Origin of the sequence: Flavobacterium flavigenum (genome assembly GCF_027111255.2) — a bacterium.
Classification (GTDB): domain Bacteria; phylum Bacteroidota; class Bacteroidia; order Flavobacteriales; family Flavobacteriaceae; genus Flavobacterium; species Flavobacterium flavigenum.
This window is the reverse complement of the sequence record NZ_CP114285.2, coordinates 4,297,458-4,320,949: the sequence shown is the minus strand read 5'-3', so window position 1 is coordinate 4,320,949 and position 23,492 is coordinate 4,297,458. Positions and strand designations below refer to the sequence as shown.

General features: G+C 30.6%; 18 protein-coding genes. 4 read left to right on the top strand and 14 right to left on the bottom strand.

All coding sequences use genetic code 11. The features are described from left to right. Positions 1-16: 16 nt before the first annotated feature. From OZP09_RS17885 to OZP09_RS17865, 5 genes are all read right to left on the bottom strand, one after another. Positions 17-2,590 (bottom strand): hypothetical protein, encoded by a 2,574-nt coding sequence (locus tag OZP09_RS17885; protein ID WP_281309756.1) that lies wholly within the window; start codon positions 2,588-2,590, stop codon positions 17-19. A gap of 5 nt (positions 2,591-2,595) precedes the next feature. Continuing rightward, positions 2,596-3,063 carry a DUF4280 domain-containing protein gene (locus OZP09_RS17880; protein ID WP_269235034.1) on the bottom strand — a complete coding sequence of 156 codons (468 nt, stop codon included), beginning with the start codon at positions 3,061-3,063 and terminating at the stop codon, positions 2,596-2,598. 47 nt (positions 3,064-3,110) lie between these two features. Next, positions 3,111-3,470, bottom strand: coding sequence for a PAAR-like protein (locus tag OZP09_RS17875; protein ID WP_281309755.1), 360 nt, complete (start codon positions 3,468-3,470; stop codon positions 3,111-3,113). A 47-nt stretch (positions 3,471-3,517) separates the two neighbouring features. Then, positions 3,518-4,729, bottom strand: coding sequence for a hypothetical protein (locus OZP09_RS17870; protein WP_269235032.1), 1,212 nt, complete (start codon positions 4,727-4,729; stop codon positions 3,518-3,520). Positions 4,730-5,189: 460 nt separating this feature from the next. Then, positions 5,190-6,044 (bottom strand): hypothetical protein, encoded by an 855-nt coding sequence (locus tag OZP09_RS17865; RefSeq protein WP_269235031.1) that lies wholly within the window; start codon positions 6,042-6,044, stop codon positions 5,190-5,192. A 350-nt stretch (positions 6,045-6,394) separates the two neighbouring features. Between OZP09_RS17865 and OZP09_RS17860 the strand changes: the two genes are divergently transcribed. The 4 genes from OZP09_RS17860 (at position 6,395) to OZP09_RS17845 (ending at position 12,337) form a co-directional block, all read left to right on the top strand. After that, positions 6,395-7,396, top strand: a complete 1,002-nt coding sequence (locus OZP09_RS17860; RefSeq protein WP_269235030.1) for a transposase — start codon at positions 6,395-6,397, stop codon at positions 7,394-7,396. Between the two features lie 436 nt (positions 7,397-7,832). Then, positions 7,833-8,600: a hypothetical protein gene (locus tag OZP09_RS17855; RefSeq protein ID WP_269235029.1), complete on the top strand. Its 768-nt coding sequence runs from the start codon at positions 7,833-7,835 to the stop codon at positions 8,598-8,600. Between the two features lie 4 nt (positions 8,601-8,604). Next, entirely contained in the window at positions 8,605-11,205 is a 2,601-nt protein-coding gene (locus tag OZP09_RS17850; protein WP_281309754.1) for a hypothetical protein, read from the top strand. A gap of 283 nt (positions 11,206-11,488) precedes the next feature. Beyond that, positions 11,489-12,337, top strand: a complete 849-nt coding sequence (locus OZP09_RS17845) for a hypothetical protein (protein WP_281309753.1) — start codon at positions 11,489-11,491, stop codon at positions 12,335-12,337. Positions 12,338-12,523: 186 nt separating this feature from the next. Here OZP09_RS17845 and OZP09_RS17840 read toward each other — a convergent pair whose 3' ends face one another. From OZP09_RS17840 to OZP09_RS17800, 9 genes are all read right to left on the bottom strand, one after another. After that, positions 12,524-13,549, bottom strand: coding sequence for a PH domain-containing protein (locus OZP09_RS17840; RefSeq protein WP_269235024.1), 1,026 nt, complete (start codon positions 13,547-13,549; stop codon positions 12,524-12,526). 78 nt (positions 13,550-13,627) lie between these two features. Then, positions 13,628-14,563, bottom strand: a complete 936-nt coding sequence (locus OZP09_RS17835; RefSeq protein WP_269235023.1) for a hypothetical protein — start codon at positions 14,561-14,563, stop codon at positions 13,628-13,630. 570 nt (positions 14,564-15,133) lie between these two features. Beyond that, positions 15,134-16,072 (bottom strand): hypothetical protein, encoded by a 939-nt coding sequence (locus OZP09_RS17830; protein WP_269235022.1) that lies wholly within the window; start codon positions 16,070-16,072, stop codon positions 15,134-15,136. Between the two features lie 5 nt (positions 16,073-16,077). Beyond that, positions 16,078-16,848, bottom strand: coding sequence for a trypsin-like serine peptidase (locus tag OZP09_RS17825; protein ID WP_269235021.1), 771 nt, complete (start codon positions 16,846-16,848; stop codon positions 16,078-16,080). A 332-nt stretch (positions 16,849-17,180) separates the two neighbouring features. Continuing rightward, positions 17,181-17,312, bottom strand: coding sequence for a hypothetical protein (locus OZP09_RS17820; protein ID WP_269235020.1), 132 nt, complete (start codon positions 17,310-17,312; stop codon positions 17,181-17,183). 267 nt (positions 17,313-17,579) lie between these two features. Next, complete coding sequence (locus OZP09_RS17815) at positions 17,580-20,252, bottom strand: UvrD-helicase domain-containing protein (protein WP_281309752.1); 2,673 nt, start codon at positions 20,250-20,252, stop codon at positions 17,580-17,582. Positions 20,253-20,601: 349 nt separating this feature from the next. After that, positions 20,602-21,654 (bottom strand): DUF6236 family protein, encoded by a 1,053-nt coding sequence (locus OZP09_RS17810; RefSeq protein ID WP_269235017.1) that lies wholly within the window; start codon positions 21,652-21,654, stop codon positions 20,602-20,604. A gap of 979 nt (positions 21,655-22,633) precedes the next feature. Continuing rightward, the gene (locus OZP09_RS17805; protein WP_269235016.1) at positions 22,634-23,128 is read right to left on the bottom strand and encodes a DUF6169 family protein; all 495 of its coding nucleotides are present in this window, start codon (positions 23,126-23,128) and stop codon (positions 22,634-22,636) included. Continuing rightward, positions 23,112-23,258: a hypothetical protein gene (locus tag OZP09_RS17800; protein ID WP_170227628.1), complete on the bottom strand. Its 147-nt coding sequence runs from the start codon at positions 23,256-23,258 to the stop codon at positions 23,112-23,114. The genes OZP09_RS17805 and OZP09_RS17800 overlap by 17 nt, the downstream gene beginning before the upstream one ends. Between the last annotated feature and the right edge of the window lie 234 nt (positions 23,259-23,492).

The window sequence follows — 23,492 nt, the reverse complement described above, 5'->3', positions numbered from 1 at the left end:
AAGAATATTATATATTTCATGATCCTATTAAATAGGTTTTACCTTTTACAAAATCATCTTTTCTATCAAAAACATTATAAGTGTCTTTATATTGTATTTGATTGTTTTTACCTTTTGCAGTTATAATACAAACAATATTAATTCCCATAAAATCACATTTAGCTTCTATAAAAGTTCCGTTCTTATCATGCCCTATGCTAGCTTTAGGCTTTATGGATGAAACAGCATATGCTTCGGCTTGGATCTCACCATCCACACTAAAAATAATAGCATTAAAATTCACTTTAACTTTCCCAGACAAAGCTAATTTTAGTCCAAGTTCACCATTCAAATTTAAATTAGAGCCACCTTTTTCAGCAAGTGCATATTCAAATTCTACATTTACTTGTCCAAATATTGTAAACAAAAAGTTTAATTCAGCTCCAGCCGTATTTAATGCTATTTCAATTGCTTTTACAGCCTGCCCAAAGGCAGGAACATAAGAAGCTGCTGCTATAATATCTAATGAAATATCTCCTTTTAATAAAGGATTAAATCTTAGAAAAATTTTCCCATCAGTATAAACTTCATTTGTTTCATCTTTTATTGCAGCTTGCCACTTCGCTCCAACGCTAATTGCAGGATAATCAATTGTACCAATAATTGGTGATTTTAAAAATTTGCCAAGCCCCTTTACAGCGCTCTTATGTCCAGAATTTACTTTATCAATATTGGTTAATGTGTCTAAACCTTCTTTCAATGACAAAAGCAACTCCAAGAATTTTTTTATTTTTTGAGCATATTTTTCTGCGAGTTCTATTTCTTCTCCCTTATTATACTCTGCTTTAAGAACTAATTGAAACTCTAACTCCATTCCATTAGCTCTTTTCTCCATTCCATAAGTATTAATTCGTCCTGCTTTTTTAGCTTTTTCAAAAGAATCACTATGCCTTGATTGAGGTTTTTTTTCAGCCTTCTCTTCATCACTGTTTCTTGGGTAGTTTGGTAGATTTGTATGTGTATACTGTTCAGGCCCTTTCATTCCAAACCTAAAATCCAAAGCCCATTTTACATCAGGATAGGCAATAATATTTATTCTTTTGTCATGCCTACAAGTTAAAGCCCTTAACTCTAAAGCATGCTTATTATCATCACGCAAACTAACTGGCCAAATATATTCAAACATTTTAAGAGAGGTCATCTCGACAAGATTATCATTACTCGGATGATAATTAAAGGCTGCTTTAAAATTTAATGTTTTGCCATCATTTTTGGTGATTTTATAGTTCTCAGGAGTTTTTAATATACTTATAGAGTTTTTTTTGTGATTATTAGATTTGCCATCAAATTGACATTCTTTTGTTTCAAGATCGTTTAATTCTATTTCATAATCTTTAAAGTGATCGGTATCTGCACAAATAATAGGTATGTTGTATGTAAGAGGGCTAACCATATTATTTTCTTTGAAAATAATTCTGTTTTTCTCTTTCTCGGTTTCAGGAATTATTTTAAGCTCAATTGCTGTATACTTACAAGGATGAAAAGCACTTTCATTTGTTTCTACTGCTCCAACTACAGCAACTTTATTACTTACTTCATTAGGAGCTGTAAGAATTAAACCATTTTTAGCAATACTTAAATAACTTCGCTCAAAATTTTCAAAATAAATATCATCTTGAATTGATTTTATAATAGGAAATATTTTCAATTCTTTTCCGCCTTCCTTCTCCCAAATTGCTTCAACTAATACTTCTACTTCTATTTTTTGAGTATATTGGATATTGTCAGTCGTATTATCTTTACTTTTTAACAAATCAGAAACCCCTGCCTTGCCAATATCATTTTTCTTTACTTTTAATACATTTACTTCTCTAACAAAAATTGACTGACCTGAGAAATTCAACTCATCATTACCAGTAAACAAATCACGGTCTATTAATTTTATTTCTACTTCTTGTCCATACATTCCAGAGGTATAGATATGTAATATTACTTTAGACATAAAACCAATACTCTCCTTTATTGGCTGATAGTTAAAATCTGTCCATTCTGTTCGCAAAATTTTTGGTGTCCCTTTTGCTTTTACGAAAATTCCGTTTGGTATTTTCCCCATGGGGCCTTCTTTTTCATGAAACGCCTCAAGCCATGCCATTCCGCCCCCAACTAAAAGAGCTGGGAAAGAAACCTTTTGTTTACCTAAACTTTGTATTTGAGAAATACCTTTACTAAAGGATTGATTGTGAGACAAATTGTTGTAGTCTAATTTATTACCAACCAACTGCCAGCACCAATTTATATTTTCATATTTCTCAATAATAGCTTGGGATTCTTTATTCAATTTTTCCCAATCCTGCATGTTAGCGTCGTAATTTTCGTCTAATTTTCTTTTACTCCATCCTTCTTTGGCATGTTGTTCCCATTTTTGTCTGGCAAATTCAAGTGAACTTTTTTTCTTTTTTTCTAATTCTTTTATTTTTTTTTCATCCTCCTGATACTGCTTGATAGTGACGAAAACAGAACCTTCATTATTTAAAATAAGGGTTCCGGTTGAGGCATTATAAGTCTGCCCTTTTTCCAATACTGGAATTAGATTTAATTTGTTATCGTTCATTTTCTTTACAGATTTGGTATTTGCAGTTCTCCAACTTCATCAATACTTAAACTCATTGCCGGATTAATTACCTTAATAACTTCAGGATCAGAATTTTTAATGTTTTGCTTGGTAACTTCACATATTTGTCCATTATTTATGATTTCAATACATGCACTTCCTGCTACAGCACAAGTTGCTTTACTATCTTCTAATAAAGGCTTGCCACTATTGCTCAAAGTAACTTTATCATAAAAACCTTCCCATTTAGTAATTGCTGGAGAACAAGGACTGTTGTTGGTTTTCGAACAACTTCCAAAAGTGTTTTTTTCAAAAGTTTGTCCTATATCTTTATTGGTTGCTGTTAATTTTGATTTTGCTTCCCAATCATTTATATAATGTTTTTTTTGTGTTTTGACTTTCAAAGTATCTGGTGCGGTACCAAATTGGCACTTGCAAATTGCTCCTTGACAAACTAAATGTACTTCACTCATTATTAAAGTTTTGATGATTAATAAATTTATTTTATGCAAAAATTAAACTATTCAGGATCTACAATTTTCAACATTCCAGCCTGTTCGATTAAACAGTCTTGTCCGGCATTGACAATTGATATAAGCCCACCTTGTTTGCAAATCAATACTGATTTTGTCGTAATGTATTTTCCTTCTGTGGTTCCACTATTTGCGTTATTTAGCCATTTTTTTTCTAATGTCTCAAATTCACATGCCTTTTTATGAAGACTGCAGAAAATAAAATCGCAAATATTTACATTGCTATCAAGTATAGGATTTTTATCCTCAATCTTAAATCCATGATCTTCTGAATTTAGAAAACTTGAATCTACACTTCCATATTTGCATTGTATTGTAGCACTTTCTACGACTATATAATCTTCCATATTATGTGAAAATTTAAAAGTTGATTTGCTTTACTTTATTACATCTGTTAATTACCCCAAAATCTGTCCCAAAATCCTCGTTTCGTTATCATCTTTTCATTGATGATTTCGGCGTTCCAATCTATTTCTTTTGATATCCGGATTTGTGCCTCCTTTTTTTCTTCTTTCTTTTCTCTTTCGTATGTTTCAAACTCAATAGTAGATATTGTTTTGCTATTTTTTCTTGTATTTATAAAACCAACAATAGAGAAGATACTGTTATTAGTATGGTTTAGTTTGTATTGAAAATCCATATTATTATGAATTTTTTCTTCTAACTTTCCAATTTGAAATTCTTCTTTTTGTAAATTGATTTCTGTATTTTGGGAAGTATCACTATGTAGTTTATTTTGTAATTGCAAATTTTCGTCAAAATTCACTTTCGATCTTACAATTCCCTTACGCCTAACAAGTATTTTTGATGTTACACTCTGAAATTCATCAATACTTTGGAATGTTTCTAATTCAGAATCATTATTTGTAAATGACAAATCAGGCGAGTAATTTTGATATATTGGTGCAAAATAGATAGTGTAAAAAGGATGTTCTGCCAAATTTCTTTTCAATCGTGATGCTGATTGAATACTTCTTTCAAACGAAGAGAGTAACTTGGTTATAATCTCGCCACCTTTATAATATTCAAGAATAGAAGGTTTCAGTATTTTCCATCTTTTTTGGATCTCTTCAATATTAAGTATTTCGTGTATTTCGCCATTCTTATTCATACTCATCACTATTGGATAGAGTATTTTTGAAGTTTTATCTGCTAATTGTTCAATAACCATTTCTGGCTCTTTGTTGTTTATATACACCTGATTAATCTGATATTTTACAATAGAAAAATCATTATATTTTTTTAAAAACTCAATTTGTGATATAAAATGGACTTTATTTATTAATTGATTATTCTGTTTATATAGTATTATAGTTCCGTACTCTTGCTTAAAACCATTTTCTGTAAGTAAACGCAAATTATTATTGTCACCTAATTTTACTTTTTTAGGGCTATTTTCAGATAATTTAGTATTCTCAACAGTTTCTAAAGATGGTAATAATATATATTCTGCCCATTTTATAGGTAATCCTAATTCTACTAAATCTGATAATTCACAATATCGATTGTGATAGGCTCTTAATTCAACAGCTGGAATTCCTATTTTTGCTGCAATTATTTCTATTGTTTCACCTTTTTGAACTTTATACTTTCTAAAATTATTCATTTTATTATAAATAGCTGAAAGGCAAATGTAAATAATTCATTATTAAATAAAAATAAAATTGACAGCGTATTTCTTATAAAAAATAAAATTTAAAACTGTATTAAAACAAGAAAGAGATAGAATTTATATAAACCAAACCCGTCTCTTTTCATAATTTATAATATACTATTCTATTTTATAACATCCACCAAACAAGTAAAAAAAATAAAATTTTAACATCATTTAAAAAATTATATGATTTAAATACTAAAAAAGTTCATTCTGTTTTCCCTGATATAGAAATCTGCGTACTCAATAGGTCTGCCTTCAATATTGAAAAGCACTTCTGAGGATGACCGAAGCACAATTTTCGGAGATTCAACACTGATTCCAAATATTTATGTTCAGTTTTATTCTTGTAACCATACAAAGCAAATTAATTTACAACGCAATATTAATAGAATCAATTTCCACCAAATTTCTACTGTATTTTTCTAAGTTTTTTACGAGGTTTTCGCGGCTCCAAAAAATTTCTTTTATCGAGTTGATGATCGACTGGTATTGTATCAAACTGACTTGAATTAATACTACCTGTAAATGGTTTTGAATAGTACACTATTGAATCATTTAAGAATTTCAATCTCAATTTGGTTTTAAAGTTTCCCGAATATTTGATAATTTTAGTTGCAATTAAATGGTTTGGTTTTAATGCAATACCTCCATAGCTATTACCACATCCGGAAAATTCCCAATATTCTATAGGTTTCCATTTTCCTGATTTATCCATTGCTTCCTGAATCATCATCAGCTGCCAATCCTGTACTTCGACCCTTACGGATTCTGTGCCCGGATTTGTAACAAAAACAGACATTCCTTTAAATAACTTTGGATTTTTATTTATAAACTTTTGAACTGCCTGATAGGATACTGAATCGATAAATTTTTCTTTTTTAGAACTCTTTTCCTTCAACATGTATTTACTAAAAAGATCAAAATCTGATTCGAATTGTTTGATTGTAATTTCTGAAGTGGTATCAATTATTACTTCAAGACCGTCACGTTTTGTAACATTTTTATTAATGGTATCTGACATAGAATGGTAATCAATGAAATATTGATACGGCACTATTGTGTCACGCAAGTCAACCACTTCACCAAATTTTTGAACTTTATTAATATAACTACCCCCCAATTGTATAGAATTTGGCGAAAAATACAATGTTGCAGTTGCTAATGTATCTACGAGTTTGGGAAAACCACTATTGTGAATCTCAGAATTATTTTTAGTACAATTTATCAAAAATAGAACTAATACTACGCAAGTAATTTTTTTCATAAATATCTACAATTAATCATAAATAAAGCTTTTCTCAGAAGAGCCCTTTTTTGCTATATATCTATCAAAAATAATCAAAAGGTTATAATGAGAAAACAAAATATTAAGAATAAAAAAGTGCGAAGTCAGAGACATTCGCCTTTACTTTGGATTAGATAAAAAACTTTAATTTTATTCAAAGGAAAGCAGAGGTGAACTTTAGACATTTGTAGTTATGAACCATGCTGTGCATTAGTCCTCTGCCTTCTCCTTGAATCCCGTTGAATTGCTTCAAATAGAATGATAGACATGCAGGTCTAATAAAGGCCCTAAAGAAGTTCAACATTTTTGTTTATCCTAAATTCAAAGTTATGAAAAAGTATTTATTTTATGTAGGGATCGATGTATCGAAAGCAAAATTGGATATTAACATCCTTGATTCTTTAACTCTTAAATCAGAGCATTTTATCATAGAAAACAATATTGAAAGTATTTCGATTTTTATTAAAAAACTGGATACTAAAGTTGATAAAAAATGTACTCTTTTTTGTTGCGAGAATACTGGTGTTTACACTAATCATTTATCAAGTGTTTTAGTGAAAATTAATTTAGATTTATGGATTGTTCCTGCTATTGAAATAAAAAAATCAAAAGGAATTTCAAGAGGAAAAAATGATAAAACTGATGCTAAAGATATTTCTTACTACAGCTATAGAAACATCGATAAATTAAAACTTTACACCTTTGCGAGCCTAGATATTCAAAAACTAAAAATGCTTTATACTGAAAGAGAAAAAATGGTAAAGGCTTTAATGCTTATACAAGCGACAAAGGAAAGTAAGGAATTCACAAAAAAAATAGTTTTTAAGGAAGTATCACAAATTAACCAAACTCTTGTAAAATCTATTAAAATTTCAATACACAAAATTGAATCAAAAATTAAAGAAGTCATTAAAGCAAACGATCAATTAAATAAACAATCTCAACTTATCAGATCAATTCCTGGATTGGGAGAACAAACCAGTGTGTATTTGATTATTGCTACAAAAGGATTTACCGCTTTTAAAACTTGGAGACAATTTGCGTGTTATTCAGGTGTTGCGCCCTTTGAACATAGTTCAGGCTCCAGTGTAAAAGGAAGGACAAGAGTAAATCATATGGCAGATAAAAAAATGAAGTCATTATTGCAAATGTGCGCTATGACAACATTAAAATACGATTCTCAATTAAAGGAATATTACAATAAGAAAAAAGTGGAAGGTAAAAATTCAATGCTGGTATTAAACAACATTAGATGCAAACTTATAAGTAGAGTTTTCGCAGTTATTAACAGAGAAACTCCTTATATCAATACCTATAAATTTGCATCTTAATTTTTAATAATTTTATTTGTTTTTTATCATAGAATGCACAGCATTTCATAAAGAAGACTTCGTAGAGCGGGGTGAGGATTAGAGTTAATAAAATGGAAAAACCTCGATTTTTTAGGATCGAGGTTTTTTGTTTTTTGAGATAATGTTTTTATTATCGTGCGAGAAGGGATTTCCAATTGCAAACTATCAGATCGCAGCTTCGTTTTAAACACTCTATTTACTCCCTATAATATAAGCAATTAATCTTTGCGAACGAGCATAAATTGGGGAAACACTTAAAAATAGTAAGATTTTTATGTTTTTTTTTAAGATATATGTTAAAACTGTTATTTTTTTTATTAAGTTTATTCTGAATTAACATTAACTATAATAAATGATAGTTTGTTTATAATTTTCAATATTGGCAATGATATAACTAATCTTAATCAATCAAATTATGCGTAAAATTCGTCTGTATGTTATTATGTTTTTTCTATCATTTTGTGTTTTTTTTAGTTCTTGTCAAAATGATAGTTATTTAGAGCCTGAAGTAACCCCCAAAAAATATTCTTACATCATTCCTAACAAAATTAGCTTTGATTTTTCACAACAATCAGAAAACAGCAGCTCTGTTATTCCTTATAGTAATAGTTTGGTTTTAAAAAATATAGGTGATTCGAATATTTCAGGAGAATTTATTGTACTAGCATTTGATAGCAATGAAAAAAACTATAATAATCTCTCGTTTATTGAGAGAGGTGATATTTTAAGTTTAAGAAAAAAAGAAAGTCAGGCCTTTCAAATGGAACAAACAAGTCTGCTGTTTTCAGACGAAAATGTTGTCGCATCGATTTTAAATTTTAATGATGCTGTTTCTGACCACAAACTAAACGGATTTTATAAAGGGGAACTCAATGTTTACACTGATGACAATGAATTTGTAAAAAGCCTTACCTGTACAGGATATATAGATTATCAAGGGAAATTCAAGTTTTTTGCTGAAGAAGATGATGAGGATAATATAGTGGTTTTACAAGGAAATATTAACACAGGAAATATGATATCGGGTAAAATTCTGAAAAGAGATGGCACCAATTTATCCCCAATAGTAAATATTACCAGTGACCTTTTAAATTTAAATGGAACGAACTTATCTGGTAAAGTGTCAATTGCAGAAGAAAGTAATGAGCGCATACTACAATTTAATCTAACTCACCAAAACTGATTTTATGAAACTAAAACTACACCTTCTTTTTCTGTTTATAGTATTTGGTTTGCATGCCCAAAAACAAATACAGCCTTATAATTATTCTGTTTCAGATCCAGATAAGGATAAAACAGAAACAATTATGATTTATGCCGCTGCCAGTTCAGTAAATAATTTAACATTTACTTTAAAAAGCGCTAAAGATGAGGTCTTGATTAACGACGACGGTAAGGAAATAAGTTTCCAGGTATTCCCTTTTACCGAAGTTTCTTTTGGAAAACATCTTACTGATGCAATTAACAGCATAAAAGATAATGATGGTGAAAAGACCTATGGCATTATAAAAGAGCGTGTCACGAATTTAAAAGATAGCCCCACTACTCAAAAACAGCAAATTGCAGTTCAGGATATCAGAAATATTCATCAATTTTTTAATGCATTAGTCATTACAGCTTTTGCCTATGATACTGAGCCAGTCGCTGGTGTTTTAAAATATTCTTTAAATACTACAATTACAAAAAAGAATATAGAAGGCATTGATGCGGATGTTTATTTTACTAGACGTGCAAAAGATTTGAGAGATACTATTTTTGAAAGAGAAAAAAAGAATAAAGTAGCAAAGAATATCTTACTAAAAAAAGGAGAAAAAACGACTAAACATAATGAGTTTACTTTCATGGAATTTGTAGATGATTTTGAAAACAAGACGAAATTATTCTCTGATTTTTATAAAAACACCAAAGGTTCAGGAACCTATAAAGCCCAAGTACAATTTAAACATTATGCAGAAAAAAAATTAAAAGAGCTTTATAATGTATATGAAATTCAAGGATATTGTAAAGAAGGCTTTTTATTGAATTATATTGATTATAAAAAGAGAATTTGGTCACTGGAAAAGATGAACACAGAAAAAAAGTCATTAATTGATACAATTACAAAAAAAATTAAAACTATAGATAAGGAAATGGATTCAAAAATCAAACCTTATAATATTCTTCTGTTTGAACGTAAGATCATATTGGAGGATTACAATAAAGCAAAAAATAGAGAAATTGAATTAAAAAATCAAAAAAAAGCAATAGATATATCTAATAAATTAAACCCAACAATTGAATTAAAGAATCAAAGTGGAACACTAGAGAACTTAATCAATGTGATGAATGATTCGATTAAATATTATCATCGAAAAATTGATAATTATAATAAACTTATTCCAGTTGATCCGTCAAATGCAAAAATTGAAAAAGATAGTCTTAATAAGGAAATAATTAAATCAAAGGACACAATTAAATCAAATGAAGCTGAGATAAAAAATATTCATAATAACATAGATAATTTAATAGCAGAACATAGATTAAAAATCAAGAAAATACCGTTATGGAATTTTGATGTAGAAACTATTGAGATAGATATCAACGATGGTTTTATAGAACACATAACAGCAGTGGGAAGAGTAAAACTTCCATTTATTGATGAAAATCTGATTAGATTTTTCAACGAAAAAAAGATTGATTACGACGATATAAAAAAAATTCTCGAAAATTTCTATAATGAACGTATCGTGAAGGAAATTTTTAACAACGTTATGGGTAAAGAATTAAAATTTGAAAACGAATTTCCAATAGGTTTTAGCTCAAAGTCAGATTTTGCCGATTTACATAAATATACCTTATACGCTTTTGAAGGGGCTGAAAAAATATTCTCTTTGCCTGTAACGAATGTCATAACACTATATGTTCAACGACATCAAAACGACCGTTTAGACTTTAGTCCAAAAGATCAAGTGGTGAGTTTACCATCTGACGATTTCGCGAAAAGCAATGCTGTTGAGTTGAAAAAAGAAACCTCGGCAAAAATATTAAACGTTAATATCTATAGTGATTTTTTAGGTCTGAAGGAAGGAAATCCGAACGGATTGCTGCAATTTGAAGTTGAAAAAAATATTCCACTTTGGACAAAAAGAATGGTATTGGGGACAGGAAGAAGCTCTAATTTTGGTCTCGTTAATTATATCAATTTTAATCTAACCTGGGCTAAAATAGGTGATGAAAACAAGCAGTTACAGGTCAAATATGCAGATCGCTATGTGAATAATGAGTACCGTCCAGATAGATATGTCACTTTTTTAGACATGATTAAGTATGAAAACACTTCCGTAGGCGCTGACTTGAATATAGCTTCCTTCGATTTCCCGTTACTTAAAGCACGTATTGAGTTGAATGCTGGTATACATTATGGAAGAGTAAATGTAGTAGATACATTGGCAACCGATGTAACCAGACGATTTGATAAAAACGTTAATATAATAAGAGCATATCCAGATTTTATTTTAAGAATTAGACCCGAAGAACGTTTTGGTGCTTATTTGAGATACAGACCTTTTAATACCATTGTGCCTAATAATGAAGAGTTTTATACTGTAAGTTCAGAAAAACAATTTGTAGAAAACCAAAAGCTTACATCAAATTGGTTGCATCGTTTTGAATTGGGTACTTACTATGCACCATCGCCAAAAGGGGATAATAAGTTTTTCTTTAGGTATCGTTATACAAATACATCTGATTGGGAAAACAATGGATATGGTGAGTTTCAAGTGGGTTATTTAGTATATCTTAAGTTTTAATGTCAGAGATAGAGTAAAAACGTCTATTAAATCACAACCGCTAGCCTTGACAGAACGGTATTCTTTTTCTGGTCTCGTTAAAAAACGAGACCAGAAAAAGATAAAAAGATATAGCGAATATCAGGAGATGCAGTAAAGCTCCGAAAGAACTTGACGCCGTAAAGAAGCTCAAGACTGCTAAGGCGCGAGGGTGTGGAAAATCTAAATTCAAAAGCCCACACGAAAGGATTCGTGCGGGAGCGGGTGTTTTATTCTTTGCTAAATTTCAGTAAAACAATATATTATGAAAAATCTATTTCTTATCCTATTAGTATCTTTTAAGATAACAACTATACAAGCACAAATTCCTTCAGAAGAATTTGACAAAGCAAAAATGGAATATAAAGGTACCAAATCAGCACAAGCCAAGATGTTGATGAGGCATATTGAAATTTGGGGCAAAATAACTGAAAAGGAAGCTAAACTGGACACTGCTTTTTTAAACCTATTGAGTATTAAAATTGGTGTAACCAAGGAGCAGCTTCAAAACTATCTATCCTCTAAAAATATCACCAGTAATGAAATTGGCGGAGACCTTAATTCTCCTGTTTCTCATATCATTGTTAGTGGTAAAAAGGTTTTTGCGAAATATTTTGTTATCCACGATGTTAGCTCTCCGGTTTATAAAACTGATTTTCCATCGAATATTAACGATGAGTCCTGGAGTTTTAATAATGTCAGCCAATGGACTAAAAAAGTAACTCATGTCTATCTTACCAGAACCGGAAAATCTAAAACCGCTGCAGATTTCTCAGAAGGATTAAGGGCTACAAAATTTGAACTGAAAACATTAGGGACACAATCGCGTGGTTTATATATTCATATTGAATTAGTGCAACCAAGGGTCTATCCTCCCGGGAATGAAAAAAATGCTCCTGTAGCACCAAAACCAGGATTTACCGATGCTCAGTATGAAAGGCTTGCACTGCTATATATCTGTTCCAGTTTTCGAAAAAACGAATGGCTTGTACCGGCTTTCCATGCTAACATTGATCAAAAATTAAACGACAGTCATGATGATCCTCAAAATTTTGAAACTAAAAAATTTACTGATAAAATTTTAGAAGTACTTTCAGAAATTAAAAAGAAATAGGCATTTATCATTTACGAATTCTAAAAAACCTATTTGATAAAAACACTTCAAATAGGCGTGGGTGTTTACAAACATTACGTTCACTCTAACTAGAACTAGAACAATATTATTTTCAGCCTCGTTGCAAACACTCCTTTAGGGAAAACAATTTAAGTAGCACTCGTTGCAAACGACCTCCAGTTAGAATTAAATACTACGTTCTCTAATCAATCTTTCAAGAATCAATGCAAATTCATCAGCATTATACGGAAGCTGAATTACAACTGCTTTTCCTATTTCCTTGTCTATTTCTATTCCGTCAGCTTTTGGCGTTAATTTCAATATTTTCTCAAACCTTATGTTTATGTTTTTTACAGTCCCTATAAAAATAATTCTTTTATTGGTCAAGTACAGGTCTCCTCTATCAATATACTTTAGATAGTCATTACTATGATTCATAGATTTGTGAGATGTTGGTTTTAAATAAAATTCCTTTAATACCCTGGCATTTGAATTGTAAAACGATGGCTTCTGTCTAATACTTCTTAATTCATACCAGTTTACCGAGCGAATTTTAAAATAGCACTGTTCTGATTTTTGAATGACTATATTTGGCTCAAAGGCAGTAAATGGTAAATTCTCTATAGCCCAATAGGATTTAAGCTGATTTAACTGCTTCTTTATTTGATCGCTAAATGATTTTTCTATATCTATATTTAAATTTTTGCCAATACTTTTTATTTCTTTCTCATCATCTGGAGACAGAATTAAATTGTTGATTCGTTTTTCAGCGTATTTTTGAATATAGTTACTACTTATTTCAGAAGTAAAACGTTCCACTAATGTTTTTGGCAATTTTAAATCTTTCTCCATTTTTTCTAAAAAAGCTTCTTCTTCTTTCGTTAGTATACCATGGGCTATATGGATAACTTTTTCAAAGCACTTTTTATAAACAATCTCGCCGATTTTATGATTTAATTTTTCTACTGTCTCGTCATTTAGGGAGAGTAGAAATTTTAAGTGAGAAAGACTTGCAATATCATCGTCATTAAGAGATTTATTTGACAAACAAAAATTTAAATACACCGCATAAAATTCTTCTAAATTAAGTCTGAATTCATGTACCAGACTAATTTGATAGCGTTCTTCTATCTCAGAAATATGTTCTTTAGAAATTTCTTTTATCGGGTATGCTGCTAATAAATTGTTCAATTCAATTACTCCATTTTCCATTGGTAATTGTTTAAATAGTTTTTGAAAAAAACTTGTATTTACAAGAGGTACATTCTGAAAAATAGTCTGGCTCATATCTTATTCGTATTTTCTATATTCTTCATAAACTGGTTCACTCCAATTACAAACACCGCCATGATGCGAACAAGCCCCTCTTCCTGTTGCATTAGATGTAGAACCATCACAACAGCGGGTAACATAATAAGCTATCCGCTTTTTTATTGGATTTATTTTATCATATAATTTTTCAGCTGGTTTATCCCCTAATCTCATTGCTGTTTTGCAATCATTAACCGCATCTTTAATCTGACCTGTTTTACTGTAGCAAATTGCCCTGTTGTAAAATAGTTTTGAATTACTACTATCTTTTAAAATTAGTTCACTTAATAATGGTATAGCCAAGTTGTATTTTTTTGAATCAACAAGATCAAAAGTTTTTATTGAGGAAATTTTATTTTTCTCAACTATAATTTTTTCATGGTCAACGGGTAGTTTTGCAAAAGAATTTGCTTTTTCGAGTTTTTTTGAGGCTTCGTTAGTTTTATGATTATCTGCTAATTTTGAACTTGCATTAATATAAAAAATCAAACTATCATTTCTAATTTGCTCTTTTCTTTCGGCTATTAACCGAAGCCTTTCTTCCTTCTCTTTTTTAAGCTTTAATTGCTGCGCTTCTTTTTTGTCGATGGCATTGTAATGCTCCAGAATAGGAATAGAAAACAAGAAAAGACCGCAAGTTAAAATGGATTTTATCTTTGTAGTAAAACAAAATCTAAATTTTTTCTCAATATAATTGTGACCTGGTGGTATGAAAACAAAACCAATAAACCCTAAAATTAGTGTCAATAATGGATGTTTTAATGTACTCAATGCAAAAAGTAAAAAAAATATACCGCCAAGCCATGATGAAAATAGCTGAAATGAATTTGATGTTTTTTTAGCATGAATATTTTCTTTAAAATATTCCTTTAACACTTGTGATTTTTCTGGGATTAAATTAGGAATGTATCTCATTGATAAATTTGAATATTCGTTGAATTTTTCGAAAATGGATTTTATTTTTTTGTCAATAAAGAGTTTAACTAACTTTTTATCAAAAATGCAAAACTATTTTTATTCCATTTTACGGTTTTCCACATTTAATAGATTTTGAAAGCCAAAATAGTTCTTTACTAAAAAATGAATCAAGTGTAAATACCTATTTTCAACTTTCAGTACTTTAGCAATTTTAAAAAGTTTTTAAAATAGACTTGTTTATCCGTAAAATCTAAAAAGACGTTTGTGTAACTTTTAAGAGCCCTTGGGAGAGCAGGAGAATAATTGCTTAGCTCTACTCTATACAATAAAACCAAATTGCATAAAACAGTTATTTACTGTAGGGAGACTTTAAGAGATTTTGAATTTACAAGTACATTAAAAAAATTGCGCTAAGTAGAAGACATATGCCAGCGTTTCATTAGGAACACTGCGGGGATCCGGGGCGGGGTTTTGATTTTACAAGAACATAAAAAAATTACGCAAAGTCAAAGACATTTACTTAGCGTTAGGCTAGAACACTTCGGACAGCGGGGAAGCCAGAGAAGTCTAAAATTTTGTGTTTGCAGCTACAACATAAGACAGTTCCGAACCGGGCAATGTTTTCTCTTGTTGTAACAATTCTATTTTTTGCTTTTTAATATCAAAAATAGTATTAACAGCATCTCCTATTTTTAGCTTTAATGAGTTTTCTATAACATTTGCTGTACACGAAATGATTGTCTGAAAAGTTGAATAAGAATATTTTAGTCTATGTAGTTTTAAATTTTCTTCATATTCTAATTTTAAAAAATTTATTTTGTCGTTAAATTCATTAAAGTTAAAATTTTCTGTATTAAGAGTGTTTAACCAATTTAACAGCTTTGCATAGTCAAGATTTTTTTCACTCTTATATTGCACTATTTCAGTTATTGGAACCGCCTCATTTATGATTGGCAGTTTATTCAATGTTACTAATAGCATTTCAGACATATTCTCAATTTTTTGATTCTCAATTTTACTTATTAAGGGAATTATTTTTCCGCCTTTGAAATTATGTTTGTTATAATATGCTGCCGCAATTCTATTTTCCAGACTACTCTTCAACAATCCGTGCGTTGCTGATTCTAAAAACTCATCTTCTGAAATAATTTCACCTGAATCAAGGCGATTGATAGCAAATTCGCTTTTTTGTTTATGATATAAATATTCTTCCTTTGATTTTATCGCATCAGCATCTGTTTCTAAACCGATAATATTTATATTGATTTGTTCCGCTTTGCCAATTTTCCATAATTCTTCAATATCACGATAAAAACTTTTCATATATTCATAGGCTACTAATCCGGCCTGTTCTGCTATCATTAATACCTCTTTTTCAATATTCTTATAAACTTCAAAATCGTGAAATAGAAATATCTTATCAAAAAGCAAAAGTTGACGTCGTATATTGTGCCTTTCTAAAAGTAATGATTGTACATCTGCGGGAAGCAAGCTATAATATGCCATAATTTTTAATTGTTTGAAATCTTACTGTTTATCCAAGTGATTACATCATCAGTAATTTTCGTTCCGATATTTACTGCATCCGTTCCAAATGCACCGAAATCATTACCTCCGTGATGAATTGAAATCAATTTAAAATATCCATTATCCTCATACCATAACGGTGCTCCACTATCTCCTTTACAAGTGAATAGATTGGGATAACCAACAGTAACAGCGTTGTTGCTTGATTTTAGTTCTCTAAATGAACAAAATTTGTCAACCAATTTATCTTGTCTATCGCAAGGGAACCCAGTAAGATGTATTTTTAGATTTTCCTGAGTTGAATTATTAAATGCATAAGCATCAAAAAATGAATATTTTAAACTTTCAATTTTCTCGACTCCTTGTGAAGTTAAAACCAGTATTGCAATATCCTTTGACTTTTTATGAAATAATGACCGATGATAATGATATATTTTAAAATCTCTTTTCTTTAACTCGACAACAACTCCGCTTATACTCATTTTTATTTTTGAGATAAAAGGACTTCTTATCAAGCAATGATTAGCCGTAATCAATACGTCTTTTCGAATAAATGATGCTGTTGACGGATGAAAATCGCTATACATTCGTTTTACAAAAAGATGTGTAACGGCATTGTATGGTTGTACGCCTAATTCATTTCCCGAAATATCGTTTCTTTTATTTTTTAATGAATCGGGAGCACAATTGCATTGCCCCCAACTAGCCACAGCAACCAATAGCAACACTATTGCTAAAGAAATTCTCGTTTTCATAATTTCTAAAGTTTAAGATTTTATCATCTACAAATGAAGTTTTCCGGTTTTGCATTCGGATTTTCCGTAACATTAATCCTTCTCGATTTTATAAGTCCTTTCCGTAGTAAATTTTCAACCCCGTCATCTCTACAATCAGCTATACCAAAAGAAATATCTAGTAATTTTGATTTAATGCATATCCCACCTATTAAGCCAATATGCATATTCATTATCTTTTCAAAAATAAACATAAAAAAACACCCTAAAACAAGTATATACACTTGTTTTTAAAATAATTACATTTTTATCTAAAATAATTTAAAGCATAGTAGGTAATGCCTAAATCTTAATTATTCTCTCATAAACAAGAACCCATTATTACTGGCAATCGTTATCAAAGGCTGAATAGTTTCCCTAAATTTTAAGTAATCAAATCCGGTTGTGTTCTCTAAATCGAGAAAGATGGTTAGGAATTCTTCCAAGTATTTGTTTTTGGCATCATGTTTTTTTACTATTTCGTAAGCTGTTTTTGGAGATTAAAAACTTATCAAAATGCCTTTGGATTGATGGCAGCCTGTCTCCTTTTGAAGAATTAAACGTTTTATATATTGGAATTAAATTCAATATTAAATCATGGGAAACAAATGCATGCGTAACGAGATATCTACAAGCGTTTAATTAGTACTTCGAAGATCAGAAGAAAAGGAATTAATTATTGCACCAAACTGTTATTCACTTTTCAGGAATTGTCATTGTAAATTTATCGTGTTTGTGCATTTAGGATAATTAGTACATCCAAGAAAATCTCCGTATTTTCCGTTTCTTTTTGTCATAAACCCACTTTCGCAACCCGGACAAAGTATCTTGTCTTCTAAAATTTCGATATTGCTAAAAGTTTGATTACAAACGGGATAATGGGAACAACCTAAAAATTGATTGTTTTTAATGGAGTTATGTCTAATTACGAGATGACCGGTTTGACAATATGGACAATTTGTTTTGCTTCGTTTTTCATTGTTTGCAGTAAATAAAAAATCGTTGTCTGCTATTAATTCTTCAGCGAACAGAGAAACATCAGTCGGGATAAGCAGTACGACTTCGTTTTTCGTTCTTGTTAGTGCTACATAAAACAATCTTCGTTCTTCTGCAAAACGGTATTCTTCATCATCGCTAAGCAACAACGACAACATCGGATCGTCTGTCATTTTGTTCGGAAAGCCAAGTAAGTGATTTTTCAGGTTTAACACCATTACATTGTCTGCTTCTAAACCTTTTGATTTGTGAACCGTTATGAATTTAATGTCAATGTCTTCAAAGCCTTTTATTTCTAATTTGTCGCTGCGTTCGTCATATTTTATTTTACTGTTTGGCGTGAGCTTAATAAATTCATTTATGTCAAAACTATGACGTCCTAAAACCAAAACTGGTGTGTTACCATTTTTGTCTATTAGCGCCTGGATTTCATTTATGAAAACATCTTCGGCGTTGTCTTGTGAATAATAAACAAACTTAATTGGGTTTTCTAAAGGTTCTTTTTTAGATTTTGGATTTTTTTGAATTTGTTTTTTGTTCTTTTGAATGTATTTAGAAGTTATGTCAATAAGCGATTGTGAATTGCGATACGTTTGTTCGATAAACAACTGCTCGTATTTACCAACATATTTTTCAAAATTACTAAACAACGAAATGTCGCTACCCGCGAACCGATAAATGGACTGCCAATCGTCTCCAACACAAATTAATCTTGCTCCTGATAACTCCCGAATTTTTTCGATTAAATTAAAACGTGAATATGAAATGTCCTGATATTCGTCTATGATAATATGCTGATAGCTGTATTGCGGTTTGTTTTCTTTTATAAGGTCAGTTGCCTGATTTATCATATCATTAAAATCAATTTCGCTTATCTCTTTAAGCACATTGTCGTATTTTTTGAGAATCTGGAGCGCAAACTTTAAAAAAATTCCCTGTCTTTCAAGCATAAACTGGTTATGCATTTTATTCTTGTCTGAAAATAAAGAGGTGATCGAATCGTAGTTTAATTGTCTTGATTTGCTGAGGTTGATAAATGTTTCAATTAGTTTTGTAATTTCTTTGCCAAAATTTTTGTCTTTATCTGCCACTTTTGTGTAGATCCTTTTTACGTCTCTTGGCTTAAAAGCTACATTTTCGTTGTTCAACATTTCTCTTAATTTGTCAAGCAAAATCTTGTTGCGATTGTAATAGGAATATGTTTCTAAAAGTTTGGTGTTGTGCGTCTTGTGAGTTTCTCTTTTTAACTCCATATCCTCGAGATATTTTTTTTCATTAAAGGGTGTAAGCCATTTTGCCCTATTATTTTCGTCAACGCCAAAATGTTCTAAATAAATATCGTACTCTTTCAGATAAAAATCGGGGCGATACATTGTATTGCCGAAAGGATATGGTTTTTCATATTCGTACTCAATGCCATTCAAATACAAAAAATTTGCGATGGTAAGTTCTTCAACACTTTTTACTTTTTCGCCCTGCATCGTGTCCAGGACTGATTTTGCCACTTTGTTTAACGGTTCCGGTTCGCATTTCGCTTTTAAAGTCTGAAAATCGACCCCTTTTTCGGTATCTAATTTCTCGCCAAGCGAATTGTAACTTTCGTGTTCTTCCGGAATATTCATATAACACGCAACATACACGATGTAGGCTTCCAGCGCTTCTGCATTATTAAAAATATCTTTCTCTAAGTATGCTTTTACAACATTGCTTAATGTGTTTGCATTTGTTACAGCAGGAACAATTGCGTGGTATTTCTTTATGGTATCGTAACCCAGTTTATGGAAAGTAGTTGCCCGTGCGTCCAGGCCGATGTTTTTTAGCCTTTCGTTTAATTCATCGACCGTTTTTTTAGTAAATGATAAAAGTAAAATGTTTTCAGGTTTTACTTTTTTCTGCTCTATTAAATATTTTACCTTACCCAGAATAGTTAAGGTTTTCCCCGAACCTGCGCCAGCGATAATCAAGTTTGAATATTCGTCTGTTATTAATGCCGATCGTTGTTGATCGTCTAATTTTTTGCCTTCAATGTTATCGAAGTATTGATTTAGTTTTTCTTTTTGAGACAGAACGTAGTTTTTATTGTACTCCATTATGTAATTGTCAAAGTCTTGGAAAACGTCATTGAATTTTTTAATACTTTCTTCTTTTCTGTAAAAAGAAGTTTTGTTTTTAAAGTATTTTCCAACAGCAGAGAACCTTGTTTTTATCTCGTCTCGTTGTACCCAGGTAACATAGTCGTCAAAATTTTGTATGGTATCGAAAAACAAAATAATTTGCTGTAAATTAGACAGGTAAGTAGTATCCTGATATTTTTTCTTTTCTATTAGCTGTCGGTAAACCAATAGAGCACTAATTATTACGACAGAAACAATACTAATAGTCAATATCATATTTTAGCTTGTGTTTTGAATATCTTCTCAAAAATAGCCATAAAAGATTATATAACAATCGAGTATATTTACCTGTTTAAAAACAGGGTTTGTTTTATGTAGCTATGACCAGAGCAAAAAGATGTTTAGCTTTCATAAGTCACTTTGGAGAGGGGTATTGTTTTTAGCCGCGTTGCAAACGCTACTTTTGGGATAACAATTTAAGTAGGCACTCGTTGCAAACGAGCGCCAGTTGGGAATTCAGCACTAATGTTGATTTGAAAAACTAAAGTTCTGTTAAGCACAAAAATGTCATAGAAGCTCGTCACCTCCGCTTTTGGCAATACCTTGTTATCGGCTGTTCTTCTCATCATGATAATATTCCAGCTTGTTGTGCGAAATAAAGATAGCTTGAGCTGTTTGATTCAACCTGTCTATTGATTTTTTTGTATGATGAAACGAGTGTCCCGGAGAGAATTAATGCACCAGCACCTAATCCAACAAATGGCATACTGGCAGCAAGTCCAGCACTTGCAAGCCCTAAGCCTGTGGCAGTTCCAGCAACTTCTTTCTGTTTAAAGTCCAGAAGAGAACTGAAACAATTTAGAGCAAAATCTAATTTGGAGTCACCTAATAATTTTTTTATCTCTATTAATTCTTTTTGAATTTTTTCATGGAATTGTATCAGTTTCAATTTCCTATCAGCTAAATTATCCGTAGAATTAATCTCTGACTCAACTTTGTCTAGAACCTCTCTGAATTGGAGTAATTCGAACTTTCTTTTCTTTTTAAATTTAATTATATCTTTTATTGATGTGGCAGGTGAAGGAGTAGGTAAGCAATTGTCAAGTTGAATTCTGTGAGTTAGTATCTTGTTGTCTGCCAATTGAAATGCAAGTCTCTCAAATTCTTGTTGGTCGGTTGATGGAATCACCAAGTCTTTATTTACACAAGCTAAATAGTCAGCAAGCATTGACATATAAATTATCGCTGAAAATTTTTCAACTCTGACCTCTTCATAATAGTCGAATCTTAGACGGTTAGTGTGTCTTAAATAATCAGATATGTTTTCAGTAAGTTTGTTAACATACATCGCATAATCACCAAATCCTAGATTTTTTTGTCGATTATATCTCTGATAGATATTTTGTAATTTTTGAAATTCTTCTGAATTCAAAGTATCTATAAAGTTCGTTTCGAACGTTTCTAACTCTTTATCTGATGGTTTAAATTCTTTAAAAGCTGAAATAGGTTTATATAGCCCCTCATCATATAGAGCTTTTGTTTCATCATTTACTCGTTCGTCCTCAATATTTTCAAAAGGGAAAATGCTTGCAACCTTGTCTGTGTATAGCAAAGAGTTTCTTAACCAGTTTCCATCAGGGATATTGATTGATGGGTAATAAAGTAATATACGCTCCATTTTATTTATTTTTTAGTGTTCCACATTATTGATGACTGTTAGAATAGCCGATAACTTATTTATATGCGAAACAAACATTATCATATCCACCCATTTTGAGGTAGATTGACGCAATTCTATTTCGTTTTATATTTTCTCAAAAATAATCATAAAAGACTATATAACAGTCGAGTATATTTACGTGTTTTAAAAATACGGTTTGTTTATGCAACTATGACCAGAGCAAAAGAGGATGTTTAGCTTTCATAAATCACTTCGGAGAGGGGTATTGTTTTTAGCCGCGTTGCAAACGCTACTTTTGGGATAACAATTTAAGTAGGCACTCGTTGCAAACGAGCGCCAGTTGGGTAATTTGTTTTTAGGAGTTTATTAAATGATTTTATCTATATTCTTATAAATAGTTTTTCAGTATGATTTTCTCCGGTGAGAAGGTGGCATTTTGAACTGAACGGAAAGCCCACACGAAAGGATTCGTGCGGGAGCGGGGCAATCTTTTTAAATGGTTTAAGATTAAGGAAAAACAAAACTATTCCGGATAAATAAAATAATATTTTGACAAGTAATGTTATTCTATAATTTAAGCTTATGTCAAAAGAAATTCCACATGAAAAATTTACAATTAAGAACGAAACTGAAATTAGATGAAATTTTAGAAGTGTTTTTCTCATTTTGGTTATGTGATATAGGAGGTAACTTATTTATATGCGAAACAAACATTCGCATATCCACCTATTTTAAGGTAGATTGGCGCAATTCTATTTGGTTTTATATATTCTCAAAAATAACCAAAAAAGATTACAAACGATCAAAAGAATAATTGGTTGCCTCTACTCTTTCAATTAAACCAAATTACACAAAATAGTTATTTAAAGTCGGGAGACTTTAAGAGGTTTTGAATTTATAAGAACATTTAAAAAATTATGCAAAGTCGAAGACGTTTGCACAGCGCTAGAATAGAACACCTCGGACAGCGGGGTTTTTATTTTGAGTTTAAAACTTCCTCAATGCTATTATATGCAGTAAGAACATAATCTACGTTTGGATTGTCATTATGGTACAATAAGGAAGTATAAAGTAAGTATGTTTCTCCATTGGCTTCACAATTAATAACATTGTCAATTTTCGTCACAAATTCATTGAAAGTGCTATTTAAATACCATCTGTCAAATACATTGAATCTAATTTCTGCCTTTTCTTCATCTTCTGAACAGATATAAATTAAAGAATTTTGAGCATTTTCAAAGAAAGATTTTATTATGTCATCAATTGTTCGCGCAACGGCACTATCAAAAGGTTCAATAATGTCACTAACTTTTTCAATAATTACTTGATATACATTTTCAATAGTATCTTCAGATACAGAATCAAGAGTTTCATCAATTATAAATACAACTTTATATTCGATGTTATTTTTAGTAGTAAAATTATAAGTACTTGTAACTTCGTTAAAAGTGTAGTTATAAAGGTTTGGCAAACTTAATACCTTTTTGAGTTACTGTTTCAATAGAAGTGTTTCCCTTCAAAAAAGAACGAACAGTAGCTTTATCTGCAACCATTTTGGTTATAGATTTCATTATTGATTCTTTTGTGATGATTTTTTTCATACTGCAAATATATAACTTTCTATATTTTAATCAATATGATAGCCACTTATTTTAACATTAGTAGTTTCTCTATAAAGATGATTGTTTTGATGTTTATTATTATCTTCATAAAAATCAATAGTTCTAATTAAATCAGATGTTCTAGAAAATCACCGCTAACTTGTTTATATGCGAAACAAACATTCGCATATCCACTCCATTTCAAGGTAGATTGGCGCAATTCTATTTCGTTTT

Bases quoted from the DNA above. Each gene is read 5' to 3' on its own strand.
- OZP09_RS17885 (WP_281309756.1), bottom strand. From the start codon at position 2,590: ATGAACGATAACAAATTAAATCTAATTCCAGTATTGGAAAAAGGGCAG.
- OZP09_RS17880 (WP_269235034.1), bottom strand. From the start codon at position 3,063: ATGAGTGAAGTACATTTAGTTTGTCAAGGAGCAATTTGCAAGTGCCAA.
- OZP09_RS17875 (WP_281309755.1), bottom strand. From the start codon at position 3,470: ATGGAAGATTATATAGTCGTAGAAAGTGCTACAATACAATGCAAATAT.
- OZP09_RS17870 (WP_269235032.1), bottom strand. From the start codon at position 4,729: ATGAATAATTTTAGAAAGTATAAAGTTCAAAAAGGTGAAACAATAGAA.
- OZP09_RS17865 (WP_269235031.1), bottom strand. From the start codon at position 6,044: ATGAAAAAAATTACTTGCGTAGTATTAGTTCTATTTTTGATAAATTGT.
- OZP09_RS17860 (WP_269235030.1), top strand. From the start codon at position 6,395: ATGAAAAAGTATTTATTTTATGTAGGGATCGATGTATCGAAAGCAAAA.
- OZP09_RS17855 (WP_269235029.1), top strand. From the start codon at position 7,833: ATGCGTAAAATTCGTCTGTATGTTATTATGTTTTTTCTATCATTTTGT.
- OZP09_RS17850 (WP_281309754.1), top strand. From the start codon at position 8,605: ATGAAACTAAAACTACACCTTCTTTTTCTGTTTATAGTATTTGGTTTG.
- OZP09_RS17845 (WP_281309753.1), top strand. From the start codon at position 11,489: ATGAAAAATCTATTTCTTATCCTATTAGTATCTTTTAAGATAACAACT.
- OZP09_RS17840 (WP_269235024.1), bottom strand. From the start codon at position 13,549: ATGGAAAATGGAGTAATTGAATTGAACAATTTATTAGCAGCATACCCG.
- OZP09_RS17835 (WP_269235023.1), bottom strand. From the start codon at position 14,563: ATGAGATACATTCCTAATTTAATCCCAGAAAAATCACAAGTGTTAAAG.
- OZP09_RS17830 (WP_269235022.1), bottom strand. From the start codon at position 16,072: ATGGCATATTATAGCTTGCTTCCCGCAGATGTACAATCATTACTTTTA.
- OZP09_RS17825 (WP_269235021.1), bottom strand. From the start codon at position 16,848: ATGAAAACGAGAATTTCTTTAGCAATAGTGTTGCTATTGGTTGCTGTG.
- OZP09_RS17815 (WP_281309752.1), bottom strand. From the start codon at position 20,252: ATGATATTGACTATTAGTATTGTTTCTGTCGTAATAATTAGTGCTCTA.
- OZP09_RS17810 (WP_269235017.1), bottom strand. From the start codon at position 21,654: ATGGAGCGTATATTACTTTATTACCCATCAATCAATATCCCTGATGGA.
- OZP09_RS17800 (WP_170227628.1), bottom strand. From the start codon at position 23,258: ATGAAAAAAATCATCACAAAAGAATCAATAATGAAATCTATAACCAAA.